The 23923-nt window shown below is 63.8% G+C and carries 22 protein-coding genes; 10 read left to right on the top strand and 12 right to left on the bottom strand.

All coding sequences use genetic code 11. The annotated features are described in order from the left end of the window. Positions 1 to 46: 46 nt before the first annotated feature. The 5 genes from C8J40_RS10185 to C8J40_RS10165 all read left to right on the top strand — a co-directional run bounded on the left by C8J40_RS10185 (position 47) and on the right by C8J40_RS10165 (position 6313). Entirely contained in the window at positions 47 to 1360 is a 1314-nt protein-coding gene (locus C8J40_RS10185) for a carbamoyl phosphate synthase small subunit (protein ID WP_132896910.1), read from the top strand. Next, positions 1357 to 1773: a hypothetical protein gene (locus C8J40_RS10180; protein ID WP_132896909.1), complete on the top strand. Its 417-nt coding sequence runs from the start codon at positions 1357 to 1359 to the stop codon at positions 1771 to 1773. The genes C8J40_RS10185 and C8J40_RS10180 overlap by 4 nt, the downstream gene beginning before the upstream one ends. Next, positions 1773 to 5105 carry a carbamoyl-phosphate synthase large subunit gene (gene carB, locus C8J40_RS10175; protein WP_132896908.1) on the top strand — a complete coding sequence of 1111 codons (3333 nt, stop codon included), beginning with the start codon at positions 1773 to 1775 and terminating at the stop codon, positions 5103 to 5105. The genes C8J40_RS10180 and carB overlap by 1 nt, the downstream gene beginning before the upstream one ends. 75 nt (positions 5106 to 5180) lie before the next feature. Next, complete coding sequence (gene greA, locus C8J40_RS10170; RefSeq protein WP_056052861.1) at positions 5181 to 5657, top strand: transcription elongation factor GreA; 477 nt, start codon at positions 5181 to 5183, stop codon at positions 5655 to 5657. Between the two features lie 5 nt (positions 5658 to 5662). After that, a complete protein-coding gene (locus C8J40_RS10165) occupies positions 5663 to 6313 on the top strand; it encodes a rhomboid family intramembrane serine protease (protein WP_093399389.1) in 651 nt (216 codons plus the stop codon). 646 nt (positions 6314 to 6959) lie between these two features. Here the strand turns inward: C8J40_RS10165 and C8J40_RS10160 are convergent. The 5 genes from C8J40_RS10160 to C8J40_RS10140 form a co-directional block, all read right to left on the bottom strand. After that, positions 6960 to 7187 carry a DUF4170 domain-containing protein gene (locus C8J40_RS10160; protein ID WP_056051043.1) on the bottom strand — a complete coding sequence of 76 codons (228 nt, stop codon included), beginning with the start codon at positions 7185 to 7187 and terminating at the stop codon, positions 6960 to 6962. A gap of 80 nt (positions 7188 to 7267) precedes the next feature. Further along, positions 7268 to 7747 carry a hypothetical protein gene (locus C8J40_RS10155; protein ID WP_132896907.1) on the bottom strand — a complete coding sequence of 160 codons (480 nt, stop codon included), beginning with the start codon at positions 7745 to 7747 and terminating at the stop codon, positions 7268 to 7270. 98 nt (positions 7748 to 7845) lie between these two features. After that, positions 7846 to 8118 carry a phosphatase gene (locus C8J40_RS10150; protein WP_132740434.1) on the bottom strand — a complete coding sequence of 91 codons (273 nt, stop codon included), beginning with the start codon at positions 8116 to 8118 and terminating at the stop codon, positions 7846 to 7848. Beyond that, the gene (locus C8J40_RS10145; protein WP_243693314.1) at positions 8115 to 8465 is read right to left on the bottom strand and encodes a phage holin family protein; all 351 of its coding nucleotides are present in this window, start codon (positions 8463 to 8465) and stop codon (positions 8115 to 8117) included. Before C8J40_RS10145 ends, C8J40_RS10150 begins: the two co-directional genes overlap by 4 nt. A 4-nt stretch (positions 8466 to 8469) precedes the next feature. After that, complete coding sequence (locus C8J40_RS10140) at positions 8470 to 8979, bottom strand: hypothetical protein (protein WP_132896906.1); 510 nt, start codon at positions 8977 to 8979, stop codon at positions 8470 to 8472. Between the two features lie 175 nt (positions 8980 to 9154). On the opposite strand from C8J40_RS10140, the gene eno reads away from it, so the two are divergent. Both eno and C8J40_RS10130 read left to right on the top strand, forming a co-directional pair. Further along, positions 9155 to 10435, top strand: coding sequence for a phosphopyruvate hydratase (eno, locus tag C8J40_RS10135; protein ID WP_132896905.1), 1281 nt, complete (start codon positions 9155 to 9157; stop codon positions 10433 to 10435). Positions 10436 to 10460: 25 nt separating this feature from the next. Then, positions 10461 to 10787: a septum formation initiator family protein gene (locus tag C8J40_RS10130; protein ID WP_055878455.1), complete on the top strand. Its 327-nt coding sequence runs from the start codon at positions 10461 to 10463 to the stop codon at positions 10785 to 10787. A 7-nt stretch (positions 10788 to 10794) separates the two neighbouring features. Here C8J40_RS10130 and C8J40_RS10125 read toward each other — a convergent pair whose 3' ends face one another. Both C8J40_RS10125 and C8J40_RS10120 read right to left on the bottom strand, forming a co-directional pair. After that, entirely contained in the window at positions 10795 to 11448 is a 654-nt protein-coding gene (locus C8J40_RS10125; RefSeq protein ID WP_132896904.1) for a hypothetical protein, read from the bottom strand. Positions 11449 to 11596: 148 nt separating this feature from the next. Next, positions 11597 to 12421: an alpha/beta hydrolase gene (locus C8J40_RS10120; RefSeq protein WP_132896903.1), complete on the bottom strand. Its 825-nt coding sequence runs from the start codon at positions 12419 to 12421 to the stop codon at positions 11597 to 11599. A 123-nt stretch (positions 12422 to 12544) separates the two neighbouring features. On the opposite strand from C8J40_RS10120, the gene C8J40_RS10115 reads away from it, so the two are divergent. After that, positions 12545 to 14287, top strand: coding sequence for a DUF885 domain-containing protein (locus C8J40_RS10115; protein ID WP_132896902.1), 1743 nt, complete (start codon positions 12545 to 12547; stop codon positions 14285 to 14287). A 306-nt stretch (positions 14288 to 14593) separates the two neighbouring features. Here the strand turns inward: C8J40_RS10115 and C8J40_RS10110 are convergent, their stop codons facing one another. Then, complete coding sequence (locus C8J40_RS10110) at positions 14594 to 16009, bottom strand: MFS transporter (protein WP_132896901.1); 1416 nt, start codon at positions 16007 to 16009, stop codon at positions 14594 to 14596. 58 nt (positions 16010 to 16067) lie between these two features. Here C8J40_RS10110 and C8J40_RS10105 point away from each other — a divergent pair, with 58 nt between their 5' ends. Continuing rightward, a complete protein-coding gene (locus C8J40_RS10105) occupies positions 16068 to 18197 on the top strand; it encodes a prolyl oligopeptidase family serine peptidase (protein WP_132896900.1) in 2130 nt (709 codons plus the stop codon). A gap of 145 nt (positions 18198 to 18342) precedes the next feature. Here the strand turns inward: C8J40_RS10105 and C8J40_RS10100 are convergent, their stop codons facing one another. The 4 genes from C8J40_RS10100 to C8J40_RS10085 all read right to left on the bottom strand — a co-directional run bounded on the left by C8J40_RS10100 (position 18343) and on the right by C8J40_RS10085 (position 22709). Then, entirely contained in the window at positions 18343 to 18894 is a 552-nt protein-coding gene (locus C8J40_RS10100; RefSeq protein ID WP_132740412.1) for a glycine zipper 2TM domain-containing protein, read from the bottom strand. 104 nt (positions 18895 to 18998) lie between these two features. Further along, entirely contained in the window at positions 18999 to 19352 is a 354-nt protein-coding gene (locus tag C8J40_RS10095; protein ID WP_243693313.1) for a hypothetical protein, read from the bottom strand. Positions 19353 to 19467: 115 nt separating this feature from the next. Beyond that, positions 19468 to 20340 (bottom strand): hypothetical protein, encoded by an 873-nt coding sequence (locus C8J40_RS10090; protein WP_132896899.1) that lies wholly within the window; start codon positions 20338 to 20340, stop codon positions 19468 to 19470. A gap of 89 nt (positions 20341 to 20429) precedes the next feature. After that, complete coding sequence (locus tag C8J40_RS10085; protein WP_132897002.1) at positions 20430 to 22709, bottom strand: UvrD-helicase domain-containing protein; 2280 nt, start codon at positions 22707 to 22709, stop codon at positions 20430 to 20432. Positions 22710 to 23103: 394 nt separating this feature from the next. Here C8J40_RS10085 and C8J40_RS10080 point away from each other — a divergent pair, with 394 nt between their 5' ends. Further along, the gene (locus C8J40_RS10080) at positions 23104 to 23853 is read left to right on the top strand and encodes a Bax inhibitor-1/YccA family protein (RefSeq protein WP_132896898.1); all 750 of its coding nucleotides are present in this window, start codon (positions 23104 to 23106) and stop codon (positions 23851 to 23853) included. The last annotated feature ends 70 nt before the right edge of the window (positions 23854 to 23923 follow it).

The raw sequence follows: 23923 nt of genomic DNA, 5'->3' as shown, positions 1-23923 counted from the left end.
GACACCACTTAGCGACATCGTCAACGTAAAGAGAGTGCCCAGCCTGATGGCCGACGCCCAGCCTATAGCCATGCCTGCCGGTGCAACAGGCGTCCTCGTCCTCGCCAATGGCGACGTGATCTGGGGGCGCGGGTTCGGCGCAGAGGGCAGTGCGGTCGGCGAAGTGTGCTTCCACACCGCGATGACCGGCTATCAGGAGGTGCTGACCGACCCGTCGTTCGCCGGGCAGATGATCTGCTTCACCTTCCCACACATCGGCAATGTCGGCGCGAACCCCGACGACGTCGAGGCGGACGACCCGCACGCGCTCGGCATCATCGTCCGCGAGGACGTGACTCAGCCGTCGAGCTTCCGCGCGGTCGAGGGGCTGGATGGCTGGATGAAGCGGCATGCGCGGATCGGCTTGTCGGGGGTCGACACGCGCGCGCTGACGCGGCGGATTCGGGTGGCGGGTGCGCCTAATGGGGTGATCGCGCATTCGGCGAGTGGCGAGTTCGACGTGACGGCGTTGCTGGCGATGGCGCGCGCCTGGCCGGGGCTTGAGGGCATGGACCTCGCCAAGGACGTGTCGACCGAGATGCATTACGGCTGGGGTGAAAATGCGCCCGGCGGTGTCTGGAAGCTTGGCTTCGGCTATTCTTCTTCCCCCCTCCCGCAAGCGGGAGGGGCCGGGGGTGGGCTCCCGGCTTCCTCGACAGACGACGGTGCGGTTGAGCCTTCTTCTGCCATCCCCCCGGCAGGTGAGCGCGAGCCCACCCCCAACCCCCTCCCGCTTGCGGGCGGGGGCTCAAGTGAAGCCCGCCCCCACGTCGTCGCGATCGATTACGGCTCGAAGCGCAACATCTTCCGCAACCTCGTCGAGGCCGGCGCGAAGGTGTCCGTCGTCCCCGCCACCGCCAGCTTCGAGCAGGTGATGGCCCTAAACCCCGACGGCATCTTCCTGTCGAACGGCCCCGGTGATCCCGCAGCGACCGCCGACTACGCGGTGCCGGTGATCCGCCAGCTGCTGGAGACGGGCAAGCCGCTGTTCGGCATCTGCCTCGGCCACCAGCTGCTCGGCCTCGCGGTCGGCGCGACCACGACCAAGATGTTCCAGGGCCACCGCGGCGCCAACCATCCGGTTAAGCGTCTGTCCGATGGCGCGGTCGAGATCACCAGCATGAACCACGGCTTCGCAGTCGAGCGCGAAAGCCTGCCGGCGAACGTCCGCGAGACGCATGTGTCGCTGTTCGACGGGTCGAATGCCGGGCTGGAACTGACCGACAAGCCGGCGTTCTCGGTGCAATATCATCCGGAAGCAAGTCCTGGGCCGCAGGATAGTCTGTACCTGTTCGAGCGGTTTGTTGGATCATTGCGTTGAATGAGCACGGCACAGAAGCTGATGCGAACATCAGTGTCTTGCTGCGACTCCATGACGAAATAGATGAGGCATCGGATGCGATGACGGCGCAGGCAATAGCATCAAGCTTCAAGCCGCCAATGCTCCTTGGGCGTGTTGAGGCCGCGCTAGCTCACCTCCTGTTAAGAGGCTGGGTTGTGTCGACGAAAAGATTTCCGATGGAGGCATACAAGATAAGCCGAAATGGAATTTTAGAAGTCGAGAAGACACATGATATTTCGATGACCATTGATCCCGGCACAAATCTAATCATGCGAAATTATAGTGCTCGCGTTCCAAATACGATCACGTCGCACTTCGACTGGACGAAGTGGGGTACAATTTTTGGCGCCGTTGGTGTCGCTGTGTCCATTCTAATTGCGGTCTTTTCATAATGCCAAAACGCACCGACATCACCTCGATCCTCGTCATCGGCGCAGGACCCATCGTCATCGGCCAGGCGTGCGAGTTCGATTATTCGGGCACGCAGGCGATCAAGGCGTTGAAGGAGGAGGGCTATCGTATCGTCCTCGTCAATTCGAACCCCGCCACGATCATGACCGATCCCGAGCTGGCCGACGCGACCTATGTCGAGCCGATCACGCCGGCGATCGTCGCCAAGATCATCGAGAAGGAGCGTCCGGACGCGATCCTGCCGACGATGGGCGGGCAGACCGCGCTGAATACCGCGCTCGCGCTGTTCCATGACGGTACGCTGGAGAAGTTCGGCGTGACGATGATCGGGGCTGATGCCGATGCGATCGACATGGCGGAGGACCGGCTGAAGTTCCGCGACGCGATGGACCGGATCGGGCTGGAAAGCGCGCGCTCGGCGATCGCCCATACTGTCGAGGAAGCGCTCGAAGGTCTTGAGAAGACGGGGCTTCCGTCGATCATCCGGCCGAGCTTCACGATGGGCGGCTCGGGCGGCGGCATCGCGTATAACCGCGAGGAATTCATCGCGATCGTCCGCAACGGGCTCGATTTGTCGCCGACCACCGAGGTGCTGATCGAGGAATCGCTGCTCGGCTGGAAAGAATACGAGATGGAGGTGGTGCGCGATCGCAACGACAACGCGATCATCATCTGCTCGATCGAGAATGTCGATCCGATGGGCGTCCACACCGGCGACTCGATCACGGTCGCGCCGGCGCTGACGCTGACCGACAAGGAATACCAGATCATGCGCAACGCATCGATCTTGGTGTTGCGTGAAATCGGCGTCGAAACAGGCGGTTCGAACGTCCAGTTCGCTGTGAATCCGAAGGACGGCCGGCTGGTCGTCATCGAGATGAACCCACGCGTTTCGCGCTCGTCCGCACTGGCGTCGAAGGCGACCGGCTTCCCGATCGCGAAGGTCGCGGCGAAGCTGGCGGTCGGCTACACGCTCGACGAGATCGAGAACGACATTACCGGCGCTACCCCGGCCGCGTTCGAGCCGACGATCGATTACGTCGTGACCAAGATCCCGCGGTTCGCGTTCGAGAAGTTCAAGGGCGCGTCGAACACGCTCGGCACCGCGATGAAATCGGTCGGCGAGGTAATGGCGATCGGTCGCAACATCCACGAATCGATGCAGAAGGCGTTGCGCGGGCTCGAGACGGGCCTGTCGGGGTTCAACCAGGTCGATCATCTGGTCGGGGCACCGCGTGCGGAGATCGAGGCGGCGCTGGCCGTTGCGACGCCGGACCGGTTGCTGGTGGCGGCGCAGGCTTTGCGCGAGGGCTTTACGGTCGCCGAGGTGCATGCGATCGCCAAGTACGATCCGTGGTTCCTGGAGCGGATTGCCGAGATCATCGCGGCCGAGGCCGAGGTGATGAAGGACGGCCTGCCGATCGACGCGCCCGGCATGCGGCGTTTAAAAAGCATGGGGTTCAGCGACAAGCGGCTCGCGTGGCTGGCGCTGCAATCCGCCAATCTGCGGGGCATGAACCGCGGGATCGCACGTGGCTCGGGGCTGATCCACGAGGTCGTCAAGGCGATGACCGGCGGCGTGACCGAGGAGGAGGTGCGCCAGCATCGCCTGAAGCTCGGCGTGCGGCCGGTGTTCAAGCGGATCGATACCTGCGCGGCCGAATTCGATGCGAAGACGCCGTATATGTATTCGACGTACGAGGCGCCGAGCTTCGGCGAGCCCGAGAACGAGTCCGAACCGACCGATCGCAAGAAGATCGTGATCCTGGGCGGCGGGCCGAACCGGATCGGGCAGGGGATCGAGTTCGATTATTGCTGCTGCCATGCGTGCTTCGCGCTGGCGGATGCGGGCTATGAGACGATCATGGTCAACTGCAACCCGGAGACGGTGTCGACCGATTACGACACGTCGGATCGGCTGTATTTCGAGCCGCTGACCGCCGAGGACGTGTTGGAAATCCTGCATGTCGAGCAGCAGAACGGGACGCTGGTGGGCGTGATCGTGCAGTTCGGCGGGCAGACTCCGCTGAACCTCGCGCGGGCGCTCGAGGCGGCGGGCATTCCGATCCTGGGGACGACGCCGGACGCGATCGATCTGGCGGAGGACCGTGAGCGGTTCGCGGCGCTGATCACCAAGCTCGGGCTGTTGCAGCCGGCCAATGGCCTGGCGCGAAGCCGGGACGAGGCGGTCGCGGCGGCCGAGCGGATCGGGTATCCGGTGTTGATGCGGCCTTCGTACGTGCTCGGCGGGCGGGCGATGGAGATCGTCGATACGATCGGGCAGCTCGAGCATTATATCGCGACCGCGGTGCAGGTGTCGGGCGACTCGCCGGTGCTGATCGACCAGTATCTGCGCGATGCGATCGAGGTCGATGTCGATGCGATCTGCGACGGCACCGATGTCGTCGTCGCGGGCGTGTTGCAGCATATCGAGGAGGCGGGCGTCCATTCGGGCGACTCTGCGTGCTCGATCCCGCCTTACTCGCTGTCGGCGGAGATCATCGCCGAGATCGAGCGGCAGACGGTGGCGCTCGCGCATGCACTGTCGGTCGTCGGCCTGATGAACATCCAGTTCGCGGTGAAGGACGGCCTGGTCTACCTCATCGAGGTCAACCCGCGCGCGTCGCGCACCGTGCCGTTCGTCGCCAAGGCGATCGGCGCGCCGATCGCCAAGATCGCCGCACGCGTCATGGCGGGCGAGAAGCTGGTCAACCTCCCGAAGATCGACCGGCACATCGACTATTATGCGGTGAAGGAGGCGGTGTTCCCCTTCAACAAGTTCCCCGGCGTCGATCCGGTGCTGTCACCGGAAATGAAGTCGACCGGCGAAGTCATGGGAATCGATCCCGATTTCACGATCGCGTTTGCGAAGGCGCAGCTTGGCGCGGGGACGATCCTGCCGACCAAGGGCAACGTCTTCGTCAGCGTGAAGGACGGCGACAAGGCGATGATCGTCGAGGCGGTGAAGGCGCTGGTCGACACCGGGTTCTCGATCGTCGCGACCGGCGGGACCGCGGATCATCTGGCGCGCGCCGGGTTGCCGGTCGAGAAGGTCAACAAGGTGGCCCAGGGTCGGCCGCATATCGTCGACCGGATCAAGGACGGCGATATCGCGCTGATCTTCAACACCACGGAAGGGTGGCAGAGCCTGAAGGACTCGCAGCCGATCCGTGCTTCGGCGCTCGGGCAGCGCATTCCGTACTTCACGACCGCGCCCGCTTCGCTCGAAGCGGCGAAGGCGATAGCCAAGCTTTCGACGCACAGCCTTGAAGTACGGCCGCTGCAATCCTATTATTCGCAGTCGCACGACTGATCCCGACATGAGAATGATGTGTGGGCGGGGCTGGTACAGGGCCTCGCGCGGGGAAATGGATTTGGGGACGAGATGATGGCGACCGTCGAAAAGATGCCGATGCTGCAGGAAGGCTATGAGACGCTCAGTGCGGATCTGAAGCGCCTGAAAGCCGAACGTCCGACGATCGTCGACGCGATCGAAGAGGCGCGCGCGCACGGCGACCTGAGCGAGAACGCGGAATATCATGCCGCGAAGGAGCGTCAGGGCCAGGTCGAGGCATCGATCTCGGACATCGAGGACAAGCTGTCGCGCGCGCAGATCATCGATCCGAAGGACCTGTCGGGCGACAAGGTCGTGTTCGGCGCAACGGTGACGTTGCTCGACGAGAACGACAAGCCGGTGAAGTATCAGATCGTCGGCCAGACCGAGGCGAACGCGAAGACGGGCCGGATTTCGTACAACTCGCCGCTGGGTCGCGGGCTGATCGGGCGCAAGCTCGACGAAGAGGTCGAGGTCACGGTGCCGGCCGGCGAGCGGTATTACGTCGTCTCCAAGATCGAGTTCATCTGAGCCTTATGCAATTCTTCGAGACGCGGGCGACGGCGATCATCACGATCGTGACGGTCATCGTCTCGGGATTCCTGGTGCTGAGCGGGTCGCTTGGGTACTGGGCGGTGAACGCCGGGTTTATCCCGTTGCGGATGACCGATCTCGGTATTCCGAGCGAGCATATGTTCGTCGTGCCGTCCTGGGCGACGCCGCTGACCGCGACATTGATCCATGGCGGGTGGGCGCACATCGCGTTGAACCTCGTGATGCTGGTGTATTGCGGGCAGTTCGTCGAGAAGGCGTTGGGGACGGTCGGGTTGGTCGTGTTGTACGTGCTGGGCGCGTATGCGGCGGCAGCGGGGCATTGGGCGTTCGGGCCTGACTCTACGGCACCTATGATTGGCGCCAGCGGTGCGATCTCGGCGGTCGTTGGGGCTTATGCGCTGTTGTATGGCGAGCGGCGGGCACAGGCGATCGGGCCGGTGCCGGCTGGTGTCGTGCATGTCGTGTGGCTTGCCGCGGCCTGGATCGGGATCCAGTTGCTGATGGGGCTGGCCGGGTTTGGGGCTTCGGTTGGGGCTAGCGGGCCTATTGCTATTGGCGCGCATATCGGTGGGTTTTTGGCGGGGCTGGTGCTGGCTCGGCCGTTGTTGCTCTGGCATTACCGGGCTGCTTGAGCGGCCTGTCCCTGACAAGCGCTCGTTCCGCCCCACGCTAACCGAAACCCACACCCACACCCACACCCATACCGTTCGTCCTGAGTAGCTGCTGAGCTTGTCGAAGCGGCGTATCGAAGGACAGGTTGGCGCGCAGGACCTGTGCTTCGATACGAGCCCTCGATACGCTCCTGACGGAGCTACTCGGTCTCTACTCAGCACGAACGGGTGGGGGGAAGGGGCGGCGCGAAGGAAATGCGCGCTTGTGCGCCTTCGTCGGGCTTGCCGACGTTATCTCTACCCTATCTAGGCGGAGGTAGAGCGTGAGTGGAATGCGTCCGTCAACAAGTCAGCGCGACGAGTGCCGGTAGCACTGCTCAGCGTGCCCTCACCCATCGCCGTATTCGGCGTTTCTCCCTCTCCCGTCGGGAGAGAGAAGGGGCCCGCGGCTGCTTGGCCGTGGGAAGGGTGAGGGCAAGTTGTTTTGCGCTATGCCAGTTTCGCTAGGTCATGAGCACCAGCTCACGTTGGCGAAGGCAGATGTGCCGTCGCTCAACACCGTCATCCCCGCGCGGGCGGGGATTCATAGCCTATGCCGTTGCGATCAGTTCGCGACGTTAGCCAATATGGGCTCCCGCCTCCGCGACAATGACGGCCCAGAAGCAGTTCAGGCTACAGTCGCACCCAAGTTCGGCTCGAGCATGCGGTGCAGATGCACCACCACGAACTTCATCTCCGCATCGTCCACGGTCCGCTGCGCCGCAGCACGCCAGGCCTTCTCGGCGCTGGCGTAGTCGGGGAATACGCCGACGAACTCGATCTTGCTCAGATCGTTGAAATCTAGGGTGCGCGGGTCGCTGACGCGGCCGCCGAATACGAGGTGGAGCTTGCTCATGCGCTGCTTGTCCTTGGGAGGGAGGTTGCAGGTGCCCTAGCGTGTTCGACCCGCGCTTTGAACCCTTAGTCGGTCTCTATTTAGACAGCTGGCTTCTGCGAAACGGCCTTCGCACCTGCGGTACCCGCGGTGGTCAGCGCCTTGACGACGCCTTCGAGCAGACCCTCGGCCTGACCGCGCGCATTGTCCTTGGTGAGTCCCAGTTCGCCGAGTTCAGACTGACCGGCAGCCTTGGCGGCGGCGGTGGCGGCGACGACGGTCTCGCTGAGACGCTTGCCGACCGGCGCGAGCAATTCCTTCTCGCGCGCCGAGCGCGGGATCAGCGCGCCGGCGAGCGCACCGACGGCGAGACCGCCGACGAGGATGCCGAGCGGGTTGGATTCAAGATTGTTAACGACGCGCTTGGTCTTCTCGCGCGATACTTCGAGAACCTCGGAAGCCTTGTCGCCGGCCTCGTGATAGACCTTCGAGGCGGTCTCGCGGACGGTGTCGAGGCCTTCGCGCAGACGGCCTTCGGTCTCATGGGCGGCTTCGTTTGCGGTGGTCTTTGCGTCGGTCATGGAAATGTCCTTCTGATGGCAAGCTGCTCGTCGTTCAATGCAATGGGTTCAACGCGAGCCGGGACTTCAAGGTTTCAATGCGGTGACCGCAGTTGCAGTCAGCGCCCGCGGCGGAAGAGTCCGACGATCCGGTGTCGCGCGAGGAACAGCCCGGCGACCGCGGCAAACCCCGCGGTCGGCCCCGGATTGCGCTTCACCGTCTCGACGCTCGCGGTCAGCGCGGCGGTGCCGGCATCGGCGACGTCGCGGCTGGCGTTGAGCGCGAGCTTCCGCGGGTTGAGCCGGTCCTGCAACTGTCCAACCGTCATCATGACGCGCTGGCGGGCGAGGGCGGCTTCGATCTCTGCGGCGGCGACTTTGGCGGATGTCATGATACGGGCTCGCTTTTGGTCTGAAGCTTCGACTTGCCGATCATCGCCAGGATGCCGGCCAACGCCAGCACCGCAACGACGACGATCACGGTCGACCATCCAGGCCCTACCAGCGTTGCCAGCGTCAAGATCGCACCGACCAGCAGTGCGATCAGCGCGGCCAGCGCCAGCACGCCGGCGACTGCGAAGAACATCGCCGCCGACTTGTACGCGTTGGCCGTCTCGCCGAACTTCGCCTTGTAGACAGCGACTTCCGCGGTCGCGAGACTCTTCGTTTCGGTCGCCAACCGGCCGACGATCGACGAAAGGCTTTCGTCTTCGCCGGTCAGCATCACGGGATCGGACAAGGCGTCAGGCCTTCGGGTTGGCGTCGACGCCCGACTGGACCAGTCGCGCGATGACGAAGCCGATGGCTGCTGCGGCGCCGACCGCGATCGCGGGCGACTTGCGCACCAGTTCGCGGGCGTCGTCGACCAGCTCGTCGATGTCCTTCGCCTTCACCTGGTCGGCAAAACCCGAGACGCTGTCGGCAGCGCTACGGGCGTAGCGGCCGTACTGCGAGCCGAGCTTGTCGTCGACCTGACCGGCGGCGTCGTTGAGAAGCTGGGCGATCTGCTCGAGCGCGCCGCTTGCACGGGCCTTGCCGTCCTCGGCGAAGGTGCGCGCCTTGTCGGCGGCCTGCGCGCTGTACTTGCTCGCGCCTTCCTTGATCGCCTGCTTGGCGTCGGCGGTCTTGCCCGAGAGATCGCTGGTGCCGTTGTCGCCCATCTTGTTATCGATCGTCTTGCTCACCTCGGTGCCGACCTCGTTCGCAGTCGTTTTCAGGTCGTTGACGGTATCGTTTACGCTGGAGTCGGCCATGACGGTCCCTTTCAGAATTGTTACGCCCTCAACACCGCCGCCGGAGCACGGTTCCCGAACCGTCGCGCGATTACACGACACTATTCTCGGATGTCCGCGCGATTGCCCGCAATGGCGCGAGACGGTAGAGGCGGCGCGAACGACCCGGCACCGGGATTTGTAGGAGCATCGTTACGTGACCGCAATCATCGACCTTCATGCACGCCAGATCCTCGACAGCCGTGGCAATCCGACCGTCGAGGTCGACGTGCTGCTCGAAGACGGCAGCTTCGGCCGTGCCGCCGTGCCCTCGGGCGCGTCGACCGGCGCGCACGAAGCGGTCGAGCGACGCGACGGCGACAAAACCCGCTGGGGCGGCAAGGGCGTCGATGGCGCGGTCGACGCGGTCAACGACGAGATCACCGACACCGTGCTCGGCATGGACGCGGAGGACCAGTCGGACCTCGACCGCGCGATGATCGAGCTCGACGGCACCGAGAACAAGGGCCGGCTGGGTGCGAACGCGATCCTCGGCGTCAGCCTCGCCGTCGCCAAGGCCGCGGCCGAAGCACGCGGTTTGCCGCTGTACCGCTATGTCGGCGGCGTGCAGGCGCATCTGCTGCCGGTGCCGATGATGAACATCATCAACGGCGGCGAGCATGCCGACAACCCGATCGATTTTCAGGAATTCATGATCGTCCCGGTCGGCGCGTCGAACATCCTCGAAGCCGTCCGTTGCGGCTCGGAGATCTTCCACACGTTGAAGAAGGGCCTGAGCGAGAAGGGCCTGTCGACCAGCGTCGGCGACGAGGGCGGCTTCGCTCCGAACATCGGCAGCACCACCGAGGCGCTCGACTTCATCATGTCGAGCATCGAGAAGGCGGGCTACAAGCCCGGCGAGGACGTGATGCTCGCGCTCGATTGCGCGGCGACCGAGTTCTACAAGAACGGCAAGTACGACATCTCGGGCGAGGGCCGGATCCTCGAGAGCGCCGAGATGGCGGAATATCTCGCCGACCTGACGCGGCGCTACCCGATCTTCTCGATCGAGGACGGCATGGGCGAGGACGATTGGGAGGGCTGGAAGACGCTGACCGACCTGATCGGCGACAAGGTCCAGCTAGTCGGCGACGATCTGTTCGTGACCAACCCGAAGCGTCTGAAGCGTGGCATCGACCAGGGTATCGCGAACTCGCTGCTGGTGAAGGTCAACCAGATCGGCACGCTGACCGAGACGCTGGAGGCGGTGTCGATGGCGCAGCGGGCTAAGTATACGGCCGTGATGTCGCATCGTTCGGGCGAGACCGAGGATTCGACGATCGCCGATCTGGCGGTCGCCACCAACTGCGGGCAGATCAAGACGGGCAGCCTCGCGCGGTCGGACCGGTTGGCGAAGTACAACCAGCTGATCCGGATCGAGGAAGAGTTGGGTGACGCGGCGCGCTATGCGGGTCGCGACATCCTGATCGGCGGCTGATAAGCTGGAGTTCGGGAGAACGAGCATGGCACGCGTGACGACGAAGACCAGCAAGCTGCGGAAGACGATGCGCAAGGCCGCGTGGCCGGCGCTGGGGCTGACGCTGATGGCGTTCTTCGGCGCGTATGCCGTGCTCGGGCCGAACGGGATGTTCGCGTATGGCGACTACAAGCGCCAGCTTGCGAAGCGCGAGCAGGACTATGCCGCGCTCGATCGCAAGCGTGAGGTTCTGAAAAACCGCGTTGCTCTATTGAACCCGGATCATGCAAATCCGGATATGGTCGACGAGATGGTCCGCAAGGAGCTGAACGTCGCGCATCCGGACGAGGTTATCGTCCCGCTGGGCAATTGATGCCGGCTTACCACCACTGCGCATAGGAAGGGCACGGGAACACCGTTTGTGGCCCGGAACGGCGTGAACGGGGTCGCCATACGCGCACGGCCTCGTAACTCGCTTGGCGCTTGAGGGCGATGCAATAGCGCCACGGCCGGCGGAGTGGGACCACGTTCGTCAGTACGTCATAGTCGCGTTTGGAGATGCGAATATCGTCACGCTCACCCTCCGATCCGATCGATAGGAAGGGCGTCGCCTTTGCAAGGCCCACCGCGTGGATGGGGAAAATGGTGGTGACGACGGGCTCGTCGGATCGCCAGAACAGGGCGACGTCGACCATTCGATAGGCGACCGTCGCGCCGACGATCACGCCAAAGACAAAGCCGATCGTAGCCATCAGGCAGCGGACCACCCAGGGTCGCGCCTTCGCTTTGTGGTGGCCGACCGCACCTTCTACCACACCGATCACGATGCCGGTCCGAAGCCCCGCCATACCGCCGAGCAAACTGATCGCGGTGACGAACCAGATGTTGATGGGTGAGACGACGATCGTCGAGGTGGCGTTGATCGTGACGACCCAGCCAAGGAAAGCCGCAACGGAAACGCCGATGGCGGCCCGATAGGCTTGGCGTGTCGGCAAGACGCGAAGAGGCGCGCGAGTTTGGTATGAGAGGGCCACGCGGATGTCGTAGCTGGGAAACTGTAAACAAGTTAATTGAGCGCGACCGAGGCTGGCTTTTCGACCCCCGTTCCCGGTTCCACCTAATCCAGGGTTACTGGCGAGCGCCAGAACCCTGGATCAGAACGATGTGGAGACCCGGAAAGCGTTACTTACCCAGGAACGTCAGCAGATCGTTGGTGAAGCGATCGCTCTCGGTGATCGTCAGGCCGTGCGGTGCACCGTCATATTCGACGAGCTGCGAGCCGGCGATGCCCTTGGCTGCAGCACGGCCGGTGGCGTCGATCGGCACCGTCTTGTCGCTCGTCCCGTGCACGATCAGCGTCGGCACGCGGAACGCCGCCAAGTCACCGCGGAAGTCCGTATGCCCGAACGCTTCTGCACAGCGCAGCGTCGGATGCAGACCTGCCTGCATCGCCAGGCCCCAGGCCCAGTCGACGACCTCGTCGCTGACCGGCGAGGTGATGAACCCGACGCCGAGGAACTGCTGGAGGAAGGTCTTGAAGAACGCCGGGCGGTCGTCCTCGATGCCCGCGCCGATGCTCGCCAACGTTTCCGCATCGACACCGTCGGGGTTGTCGTCGGTCTTGAGCATGTATGGCACCACGGACGCGATCAGCCCGGCGGCGACCACGCCCTTGCCGTCGTAGCGGCTCATGTAGCGCGCGATCTCGCCGCCACCCATCGAGAAGCCGACGATCGTCGCATCGGTGTTCGCGCCGGTCGCTTCCATCACGTCGGCGAGATCGTCGGTGAGCGTGTCGTAATCATAGCCCGACCACGGCTGGCCCGAGCGGCCGAACCCGCGACGGTCATAGGCGATTGCGCGGAAACCGGCCTGTGCGAGCGCCATCGCCTGCGCGTCCCAGCTGTCGGCGTTGAGCGGCCAGCCATGCGTGAGAATCACCGGGCGGCCAGTGCCCCAGTCCTTGACGTAAATATCGGTACCGTCACGGGTTTTTATATAGGGCATCAAGCTCTCCAGTCATTCGAAACAGGTGTGCGATCAACGGCTCAGCGTGGGCGCCGTTCCGCGCACTGGCGCAGCGGCGCTTCGACTGGCAGCATGGCGTCACGAATCGGAATTGGAGACGAGATGCGGATCGGACTTCTGGCAACGGTGGCGGCGGCTGCGCTGATGCTGAGCGCGTGCGGGCCTGCGCAGACTATTTCGAACACACAGGCTGCGGCACCTGCGCCAACCCCTGCTGCGAAGAACGACTGGGCCGGGTTCCGCGACGGCTTCATCGATGGCTGGTTCAAGATCGATCCGGCCAACGCGGTCTATCAGGGCAAGCATGAGTATGATGGCGGACTCGGCGATTGGAGTGCTGCGGGACTGAAGCGACAGGCGGACTTCCTGCACGCCGCGATCGACAAAGCGGGGGCGTTCAAGGACTTGAAGCCGGCCGAGGCGTTCGAACGCGACTATCTGGTGCAGGTTGCCAAGGGGAAGCTGTTCTGGCTCGATGATGCCGACCAGCCGCATCACAATCCGGCGTGGTATGTCAGCGCGGGGCTCGATCCGAACACGTATATCGCGCGCAATTATGCCGATGCGCCGACGCGGATGAATGCGCTGACCGCGTTCCTGCAGAAGATTCCGGCGGCGGCGGGGAACATCAGGGCGAACCTCAAGACGCCGATGCCGCTGAGCTACGTCAATTACGGGACGGCGGCGTTCAACGGCTTTGCCGACTATTACGCGGGCGACGCGGTGAAGGCGTTTGCGGGCGTGAAGGATGCGGCGGCACAGAAGCAGCTGGCCGATGCGGCAAAGGCGGCGGCAGCGGCGATGCGCGATCTGGGGACGTGGACCGAGGGCCAGCGCGCGACCGCGACGCAGGATTTTGCACTGGGGGCGGACAAGTTCGCACGGATGGTGGCGATGACGGAGGGCGTCGATACGCCGCTCGACCAGCTCGAGGCGGCGGGTGTCGCGGATCTGAGGCGCAACCAGGCGGCGCTGGCGCAGGCCTGCGGCGTGTTCGCCAAGGGGCTGTCGATCACGGCGTGCATGGACAAGATGAACGCGAACAAGCCGGTCGGCGGCCCCGTCGCGGAGGCGCGGCGACAAATCCCGACGCTGCGCAAATTCGTGGTCGATCACGACCTGCTGACAATCCCGGGGACCGAACAGGCGCTGGTCGAGGAATCGCCGCCGTATAACCGGCAGAACTCGGCGTATATCGATCCGCCGGGGCCGTTCGATAAGGGCGTGCCGTCGATCTATTACATCTCGCCGCCCGATCCGAGCTGGACCAAGGCGGTGCAGGACGCGTTCGTGCCGGGCAAGAACGACCTGCTGTTCACGTCGGTGCACGAGGTGATGCCGGGGCATTTCGTCCAGTTCCTGCACGCGAACCGCTCGCCGTCGCTCTTCGGGCGGCTGTTCGTGGGGTACGCGTTTGCCGAGGGGTGGGCGCACTATGCCGAGGAAATGATGTGGGAGGCCGGGCTCAACAACGGCGATCCCGAGACGCATGTCGGGCAGATCTCGAACGCTCTCCTACGCGATTGCCGATATCTGTCAGCGATCCGCATGCACGCGAAGGGGATGACGCAGGAGCAGTCGTTCCGGATGTTCGTCGACGAATGTTACCAGGACGAGGGTAATGCGCGGCAGCAGGCAGCGCGGGGGACGTATGATCCGGCGTATCTGAACTACACGATGGGCAAGCTGATGATCCGCAAATTGCGGGCGGACTGGACCGCGACACGGGGTGGGCGGAAGGCTTGGAAGGCGTTCCACGACCAGTTCCTGAGCTATGGCGGGCCGCCGATTCCCTTGGTGCGGGCCGCGATGATGGGGGAGGCCAAAGCCAGCGCGGCGTTTTGAGTGTGGGGCTAATCCTCCCCGGAACGGGGAGGGGGACCAGCGAAGCTGGTGGAGGGGGCTTTCCCCGCGAGATACGGTTGTGGATGCTCCCGGTGGAGTTCTGCTGAAGCGGTTGCCGAGTTCGCTCTTCGAGGCGGTACGCTCCGGGTGATCCCCCTCCACCCCCGCTCTGCGAGCGGCGGTCCCCCTCCCCGTGCCGGGGAGGATGGGTGTCCCCGCGAAGGCGGGAACACAGACTGGGCACCCGCCTTCGCGGGTGAACATTCTTCCTTGGGCTCTCTCTCCCCGCAGGGGAGGGGAAGCAGGTTACCTCGCTTGGGAGGCCGGTTGCACGTCCTGCGTTTCCTCGCTCGGCGGGTTGCGGATCGAGGGGCGGAGTCGGCTCAGGCTGCATAGGCCTGCCACCAGCGCGAGACCCGCGGCAACCAAAGGCGGTGTCATGCCGGCGCCCACGCCCATCGCGAGCAACGCTGCGACCAAGGTGGCGCCGGTGGTCTGGCCTACCAGCCGCACCGTCGATACCAAGCCGCCAGCCGCCGCCGCCCGCTCCCTCGGCGCACTCCCAATAATCAGCCGCGCATTCGGCGCCATGAACATCCCAAACCCCGACCCGCACAACGCCATCCGCCACGCGATGTCGAAATACCCCGGATCCGCCGGCATGTAGGCGAGCAGTAGCAGCGCACAGATCGAGACGCTCATCCCGATCCCGCCGAGCAGCCCCGCCGGATACCGATCCGACAACCACCCCGACAGCGGCGACACGACCATGTTCGCCAGCGGCCACGGTGCGATTGCGGCGCCGACCTCGGGCGCGCTGAACCCATAGGCGTGCGTCAGGCGAAACGGCGTCGAGAGCAACAATGTCATCTGCGCGATGAACGCAGTGTACGCACCGATCGCCGACAGCGCGAGCACCGGCCGGGCGAGCAGGTCGATCGGCAGGATCGGCTTGGTCTCGCCCTGCTCGCGCTTCACGAAGAACCAGCCGATCACCACGCCCGTCAGCACGATCGCCGCCGAGACGATCGGGCTGTCGCCGTGGACCGCGCTTTCCGCGCCGCCGATGACGAGCCCGATCATCGCTGCGCACATGACCGCGCCGAGCACGTCGAAGGGTTCGTCGTGTTTCCGCGGTTCGGGTAGCGCGCGTCCGAGCAGCAGCGACGCGATCGCGAATGGTACGGCGCTGGCGAATACCCAGGGCCAGGGGGCGATGGCGAGGACGAGCCCGCCGATCGTCGGGGCGAGTGCCGCCGAACTGGAGACGACGACCGAGTTGATGCCGAGCCCGCGGCCGAGCTGCTTGGTCGGATAGATCGAGCGAATCAGCGCCGACGAGACGCTTAGCGCCGCTGCGGCACCCAAGGCTTGCGCGGCGCGGACGACTAGCAGGAACGGGAGGCTCTTCGCGAAGAAGCAGAGCAGCGTCGCGACGGTGAAGAGCAACTGGCCGTATTGGTACATGCGCTTCAGGCCGATGCTGTCGCCGAGCCCCGAGAACGGGAGCAGCGCCATCGCCAGGATCAGCTGGTACACCGTGACCACGGTCACTACCGCGCTGTTGCCGACGTGCAGGTCGCGCGCGATCGTCGGCAGTGCGACGGTGGCGATGCCGCCGTCGATAATCGTCAGCGCGGTCCCTGCCGAGATTGCGGCGATCGCGACGAAGCGGCGGGGCTTGGGCAGGCCGTCGGCCGCCGATATCTGGTCCGGTTGCATTGCGGACCGCGATAGACCTCGTCATGTATCCCGCCAAGCAAATCAGGGAGATACGACGATGCGGGTTCTGGCTTCGATGCTTGCGGCGACGATATTGAGCGGTGGCGCCGGACTTGCGGGCGGTGCCGCGCTTGCCCAAGTCGCACCGATGACCACAACGAACACCGCCGCCGACCCGTATATCTGGCTCGAGGACAAGGATGGCGCCAAGCCGCTCGCCTGGGTCGAGGCGGAGAATGCTAAGACGCTCCCGCGGCTCCAGAACGATCCGCGATACAAGATTTTCTATGCCGAGGCTCTGGCGATCGCGTCGGCGAAGGACCGGATTCCGATGCCGAACCAGATGTTCGGCCGGATCTACAATTTCTGGCGCGATGCCGACCATCCGCACGGGCTGTGGCGCTGGACCAGCGCGGCGGATTACGCGTCGGCGACGCCTAAGTGGACGACCGCGCTCGATCTCGATGCGCTGGGCAAGGCCGAGGGCAAGCAGTGGGTCTGGAAGGGCTCGACCTGCCTCGAGCCCGAGCAGCGGCTGTGCCTCGTCGCGCTGTCCGAGGGCGGCGAGGATGCGGTGACGTATCGAGAGTTCGATCTGCAGACCGGTGCGTTCGTCGCGAACGGCTTCACGCTGCCCAAGTCGAAGCAGGATGCGACCTGGGTCGACAAGGATACGCTGCTGGTCGCGCGCGACTGGGGCGCGGGGACGACGACCCAGTCGGGCTATGCGTTCGTGATGAAGCAGTTGAAGCGCGGCCAGCCGCTCGACGCTGCAACCGAGGTCTATCGTGGCGCCGCGACCGATCAGGGCGGCACCGCGGCGAACGTGCTGACCGACGAGAAGGGCAACCGCCTGATCGTGATCCAGCGCCGGAAGACGTTCTTCGGCGCGGACAAGCTGGTATGGACGCCGGCGGGTGCGCGACCGCTTGCATTGCCCGACCGGACGTTCCCGGCAGGCATGATCGACGGCCAGGTGATCTTCTCGACCAGCGATCCGTGGGGCAAGATCCCGGAAGGCGCGATCGCGTCGGCGCCGCTTGCCGAGGTGGAGAAGGGGACGATCAACCCGACGATCGTCTTCGCGCCGGGACCGCGCCAGTCGGTCGACGGCATGGGGCTGACCAAATCGAAGCTGCTGCTGGTCGTGTCGGACAATGTCCGCGGCCGCGCGTCGGTCTACACGCATGGGGCAGGGGGCTGGACCGCCAAGCCGATCGCGCTGCCCGACAATGCCTCGATCGACGTGGCGAGCACGACCGATCGCAGCGACGACGCCTATCTGACGGTCACCGGGTTCCTGACGCCGACCTCGCTCTATTCGCTGGATGCGGCCTCTTCCGCTGCACCGAAACCCATCAAGACTCTGCCGCCCAAGTTCGACGCGTCGAACGACGTCGTCGAGCAGTTCGAGGCGACCTCGACCGACGGGACGAAAGTGCCGTATTTCGTGGTCCACAAGAAGGGCATCGCGCTCGACGGGACCACGCCGACGATCATGACCGCCTATGGTGGGTTCGAAGTGTCGATGACGCCGAGCTATTCGGGGAGCACCGGCAAACTGTGGCTGGAACGCGGCGGGTCTTATGTGCTCGCCAACATCCGTGGTGGCGGCGAGTTCGGGCCCAAGTGGCATGACGCCGGGCGGAAGACGAAGCGGCAGGTGATCTACGACGACTTCGCCGCGGTGGCGAAGGACCTGTTCGCGCGGAAACTGACGAGCCCGGCCAAGCTCGGCATCTATGGTGGGTCGAACGGTGGTTTGCTGATGGGGGTCGAGTTCAACCAGCATCCGGACCTGTGGAAGGCGGTGACGATCCAGGTGCCGCTGCTCGACATGATCCGGTACGAGGGGATCGCGGCGGGGGCGTCGTGGGTCGACGAATATGGCTCGGTCAGTGTGCCCGAGGAGAAGGCGTTCCTGGAAAAGATCTCGCCGTATCAGAACATCAAGAAGGGCGTCGCGTATCCGGAGCCGTATATCTGGACGACCACCAAGGACGACCGCGTCGGGCCACAGCATGCGCGCAAGTTCGCCGCGCGTCTGAAGGAGTACGGCCTGCCGTATCTCTACTACGAGGATACCGCGGGCGGCCATTCGGGCGATGCTGATATCGAGCAGGGGGCCCGGCTGCAGGCGCTGCAGATGACGTACTTCACCCAGAAGCTCGTCGGGCCTGCGAAGTAAATGTAATCCTCCCCCGCCAGGGGGAGGTGGCAGGCGTTAGCCTGACGGAGGGGGAGGGCGCGACAACCTGCGTTCCGTGTCCTCCCCCTCCGTCACCTTCGGCGACACCTCCCCCTAGCGGGGGAGGATCAGCGCGGACGGTGGCTCAGCGGCAGCGGACCTGGTTGTTGCTCTGCTCCACCGCACGCCCTGCAAGGCCACCCGCGGCCGCGCCCAGCAACGAGCCGACGATCCGCGAACGGCCGCCGTCGATCACGTTGCCAAGGATGCCACCACCGGCCGCACCGATGATCAACCCGGTCGTGCCGTCGTTGCGCTTGCAGTAATAGCGGCCATCCTGACCCGCATAAACGCGGTCGTTGGTCGCCAGCGTGCGCTCTTGGTAGTTCGGACCCGCACGGTAATAGCGCGAGGGATCGTAATTGCCCTCGTCGCGCTCGTCCGGATACGCTTCCTGATAGCCGCCGCTGCGATCGGGCGCGGTACGATAGCCGGTCTGCGGCGCATAACCGCCGCGATTGCCACGCACCGACTGGTAGCGATCGAATTCCGTGCGGAAGATCTGCAACTCGCTGTCGAGCCGCGCCTGCGCTGCCGCGAACCGCGCGTCGTCGGCCTGCGACTGCGCAAGCGCGGGCGTGGCAACGGAAAGGCACGTCGCCGCAATCACCGCAGCCGTACCGAAGAAACGCTTCATGATCCAAATCCTCGTCAAAGGGTCACATGCAGGGACGGACGGCGGCGTCATACCACCGTCCGCCTGGTGCCGACGCACCATAGTACGCGCCGGCTCCGCTTACATCAGCGGCAGATCTGCACGCGACGATGGTTGCGCCATTCGGTGCGGCAACGGCGATTGTTGTTCCAGTTGCGACGGTCGTTGCCACGGCCGCGATAGCGCCGGTCGTCATGGCGATCGCCACGATGATCGTTACGGCGGAAATCACGCCGATCCCCACGGTGATCCCCACGATGATCGTTGTCGCGATACTGCTGGCTATACCCGCGATCGCGCTGCGCCTCGGCAGGAGCGGCGGCGCCGAGGCCGAGCGTTGCGAAGGCCAACCCGGCCGCGATGAGATGCGTAAACTTGATGAGATGTCCTCTCGAACCCGACAATCGGGATGTGCCGGTGATACGGCTGTCGAGAGACATCGTTCCTGAACGGGTTTGTCGGCTGCGGTACAGGTTTGCTGCTAAATACGTGTTGCTGTCAGCGCTCACCCGAAATACGTCATTCTAAAATCAGAATAGAATGTAGCGCAGGCTATCAGGCCGCTTCATGTATTTCTTCACCAAAATCCATGATAACGAGTCTCTCGATTGCGTTATTTCGATAACCAGCTTTGGCTTGGACTTTTATGCGAGACTTGGTCTGGACCGCCCGCGCGTATGCGTTGTTTTCTTGCTCAGCTACCGGATCTTCGACTTCAGCTAACAGGTATCCTTCTCGTTCAGGATGGACCACGCTCAGCTTTTTCGTATGAAACGTAAATCCATCGGTTCTAAGAATAAATGTTTGTAGTGGGCCAAACTCAATTGCGTCCCGTTCTCGAATGGCCACCGCTGTCTCGTCGTCTGCAGCAAGCTGCTTCTGTTCTCCCGAAAAGAACCATAGCCGGCGAACTGAGGGGCCGACTGGAGCAACGGCTTGCACTGTAGCTGGTCCAAGCCGTTCAATAGCTAGTCGTACGATTGCTTGCATGCCCAGAGATTCTTCATGGCGATGTCGATCGACCGCATCTAACGATGCGGCATGCGCCAGAGAAATTTCGGCGATTTTCTCAATGCACAACTCTGCTTCATTTTTCTTTCCGCTGTGAAAAAGGAAGCAGGCTTTGAGCCAGTTTAATATAAGGTCTTTGGTGTCAGTACCGGATATTTGCCAGCCGAGATGCAATAGTTCTGCTACTTCCTGGATAACCGTAGCGATCGTGACCGATCCGACCTTGGGTTCGTATGCCTTAACGACCAAAGGCGCTCGTTCTCCGCGCCTCGGAAGCCGCTGAGCAGACGTAACGACAATCATGTCGAATATGATGCGATCGATGCCTTGAAGCGACTCACCTAAAAGACGCAAGTCGACCGTATGGCTATCCGCGTCACCACCGTCGTATTCGATTGTCAGTTGTTTGCTTGTCATCTTGCCCCAATCTATTGGGGAGATAAGCGAGTGCGGAAAAGCCAGTCAAGCGGTTCGCAGCTTGAAGTAATGATATCGCAAAATCAAAATTATCCAATTATAACGAAGCTATCCATCACCCGCTTCCGCCCGGACTGTTCGAAATCGATCTCCAGCTTGTTGCCTTCGATCTCCGCGATCGCGCCGTAGCCGAACTTCTGGTGGAACACGCGCATCCCGAGCGCGAGGTCGTCGCGACCTTTGTTGCCGAGGCTGATCGCGCTGGAGCGGCTTTCGACGACGCGGGCGGGTTTGGTGGAGAAGGTGCTGCCGGTGCCGGACGCGCGTTGCCAGCCGGGGCCGCGGCCGGTGCCGCGAGCGACGTCCGCGAACGGGTCAGCGCGGTCGGACCAGTTGGCCTGCCACAGGCTCGCGCCGCCGGACATCGTGGTTTCCGTATCGATATGCTCAGGTGGGAGTTCAGCGACGAAGCGTGACGGGATCGAGGAGTTCCACTGGCCGTAGATGCGGCGGTTGGCGGCGTGAATGATGACCGCTAGGCGCCTTGCGCGCGTGATCGCGACATACGCTAGGCGGCGTTCCTCTTCGAGGCTCTTCACGCCGCCCTCGTCGAGCGAGCGCTGCGACGGGAACAGGCCTTCCTCCCAGCCGACCAGGAACACCGTGTCGTATTCGAGGCCCTTGGCGGCGTGGATGGTCATGATCGTGACCTGTGGATCCTGCGCCCCGCCCTCGTTGTCCATCACGAGCGACACGTGTTCGAGGAACGCGCCAAGCGAGTCGTATTCCTCCATCGCGCGGACGAGTTCGCTGAGGTTTTCCAGGCGCCCGGTCGCCTCGACCGATTTCTCGGCCTGGTACATCGCGGTGTAGCCACTCTCGTCGAGCAATTGCCGCGCGAGTTCGGCGTGCGGCAGGCTGGTCGCCATGTCGCGCCAGCGGGCGATATCGCCGACCAGCCGGCCGAGCGATTTCTTCGCTGCGCCGGTCAATTCGTCGGTGTCGAGGATGCGCGCGGCGGCCGTCGTCAGCGGTGTGCCGGTGGCACGCGCGAGCTGGTGGATGCGCGCGACCGCCTTGTCGCCGAGCCCGCGCTTGGGGACGTTGACGATGCGTTCGAAGGCGAGGTCGTCCGCCGGCTGGTTGACTACGCGCAGATACGCCAGCGCGTCGCGGATTTCGGCGCGTTCGTAGAAGCGGAAGCCGCCGACGATCTTGTACGGCATGCCGATCGCGATGAAGCGGTCCTCGAACTCGCGCGTCTGGTGCTGCGCGCGGACCAGGATCGCCACCTCGTCGAGCGATTTGCCGGAGCGGCGGACGATGTCGATCTCCTCACCAACGCGGCGCGCTTCCTCGGGGCCGTCCCAGACGCCGATGACTTTCACCTTCTCGCCGACGTCGCGCTCGGTCCACAGCTGTTTGCCGAGCCGCCCGCCATTGTTTGCGATCACGCCCGATGCGGCGCCGAGGATATGCGGCGTGCTGCGGTAATTCTGTTCGAGCCGGATGACCTTCGCGCCCGGAAAGTCACGCTCGAACTTCAGGATGTTCTCGACCTGCGCGCCGCGCCACGAATAGATCGACTGGTCGTCGTCGCCGACGCAGGCGATGTTCTTGCGCTCCTGCGCGAGCAGCCGCAGCCAGAGATATTGCGACGAGTTGGTGTCCTGATACTCGTCGACCATGATATATTTGAAGCGCTGCTGATACTGCGCGAGCACGTCGCGATGCGTCTTCAGGATGACGAGCATGTGAAGCAGCAGGTCGCCGAAATCGCACGCGTTCAGCGCGATCAGCCGGGTCTGGTATTGCTGGTACAGTTCGCCGCCGCGGCCATTGGCGTAGCGCTCGGATTCGCCCGCATCGATATCGGCGGGGACGAGGCCCTTGTTCTTCCACTGGTCGATGAGCCCGGCAAGGCTGCGCGTCGGAAAGCGCTTTTCGTCGATGTCAGCGGCAAGGATCAGCTGCTTGAGCAACCGCAACTGGTCGTCGGTGTCGAGGATCGTGAAGTTCGATTGCAATCCGACCAGCTCGGCATGACGCCGCAGCATCTTGGCCGCGATCGCGTGGAACGTGCCCAGCCACGGCATGCCCTCGACCGCGTCGCCGACCAGCCGGCCGACCCGCTCGCGCATCTCGCGTGCGGCCTTGTTGGTGAAGGTGACGCTGAGGATTTCGGACGGCCAGGCCCTCTTGGTGAAGATCAAATGCGCGAGCCGGGCGGTCAGCGCGGCGGTCTTGCCGGTACCCGCGCCGGCAATGATCAGCACAGGACCATCGGTGGTCAGCACCGCCTCGCGCTGCGGCGGATTGAGGCCGCGGAGATAGGGGGGCTCGGCATGCGGCGCGGACGTTTGGGTGATCTGGTTCACCGGTGAACAGGTAGGGAACGGGGGGCCATGGGGCAAGCGGGTAACGCTCGCGCAGTGCGGCGATGTGTGGAACAAGAAGCGACCATTTAGCGAGGACGGGACCTGCGGGACGGGGCTGTTCTATACCAACGTCGCGTATCTGCCGGGATCATCGACGCAGGCATATCCGCATCGTCCTGCCAATAATGGGTCGGCTCCCATTAAGTCAGCAAGCTCCGATGGATAGCCAACGAAGCGCCAACGGCAACAAGACGGCGCTATGGAAATTGCGGCAGGTTAACCGCGAACCACAGCGCCGATGCAACCACTCAGCTTGAAAAGCGTCCTGTAAAAGACGATATTCACCGTAACCGGCACCATGCCGGGCAAAGGAGCTGATTTCACAATGGCTAATTGGTCTGACCCCCGGCCCCGCGCCGCGCCGTTCGGAACGACGGCCACGGGCCAGCGTACCGAGGCCTATGACGCTGGTCTCCGGTCGTACATGCTGTCCGTGTATAACTACATGGGCTCGGCAGTCCTTCTGACGGGCATCGTCGCAATGCTGTTCGCGTGGGGCGGTGCGGAATCGCCCGCCGCGCAGGTGTTCATGAGCGGCGGCCCGCTGAAGTACGTCATCATGTTCTCGCCGCTGGCGATCGTGTTCGGCATGAGCTTCGGCCAAAACCGGATGTCGACGGGCACGATGCAGTTGCTCTTCTGGGGCTTTGCGGTCCTGATGGGCCTGTCGATGTCGACCATCTTCCTGGTCTATAGCGGCACGTCGATCGCAGGTGCGTTCTTTGCGACCGCAGCCGGTTTCGCTGGTCTCAGCCTGTACGGCTACACCACCAAGCGTGACCTGTCGGCGTTCGGGACGTTCCTGATCATCGGTGTCGTCGGCCTGCTAGTTGCCAGCCTGATCAACATGTTCCTGCAGTCGGGCGTTATGCAGCTGGTCATCAGCGGCGTCGGCGTGCTGTTGTTCGCAGGCCTCACCGCCTACGACACGCAGCGTACCAAGAGCCTGTATGCGCAGGTCGCGGGGACGGACATGGTCGGCAAGGTCGTGATCATGTCGGCGCTGAGCCTATACCTCGACTTTATCAACATGTTCATGTTCGTGCTGCGTCTGTTTGGTAGCAGCCGCAACTAACTCACGCTAAGGGTTGTAAGAACGCAGGGCTCGGCGGGACACCGCCGGGCCCTTTTTTTATGGCCTTGAA

It is taken from the genome of Sphingomonas sp. PP-CC-3A-396, from assembly GCF_004343105.1.
Lineage (GTDB): Bacteria > Pseudomonadota > Alphaproteobacteria > Sphingomonadales > Sphingomonadaceae > Sphingomonas.
This window is presented reverse-complemented; position numbering and strand designations above follow the sequence as displayed.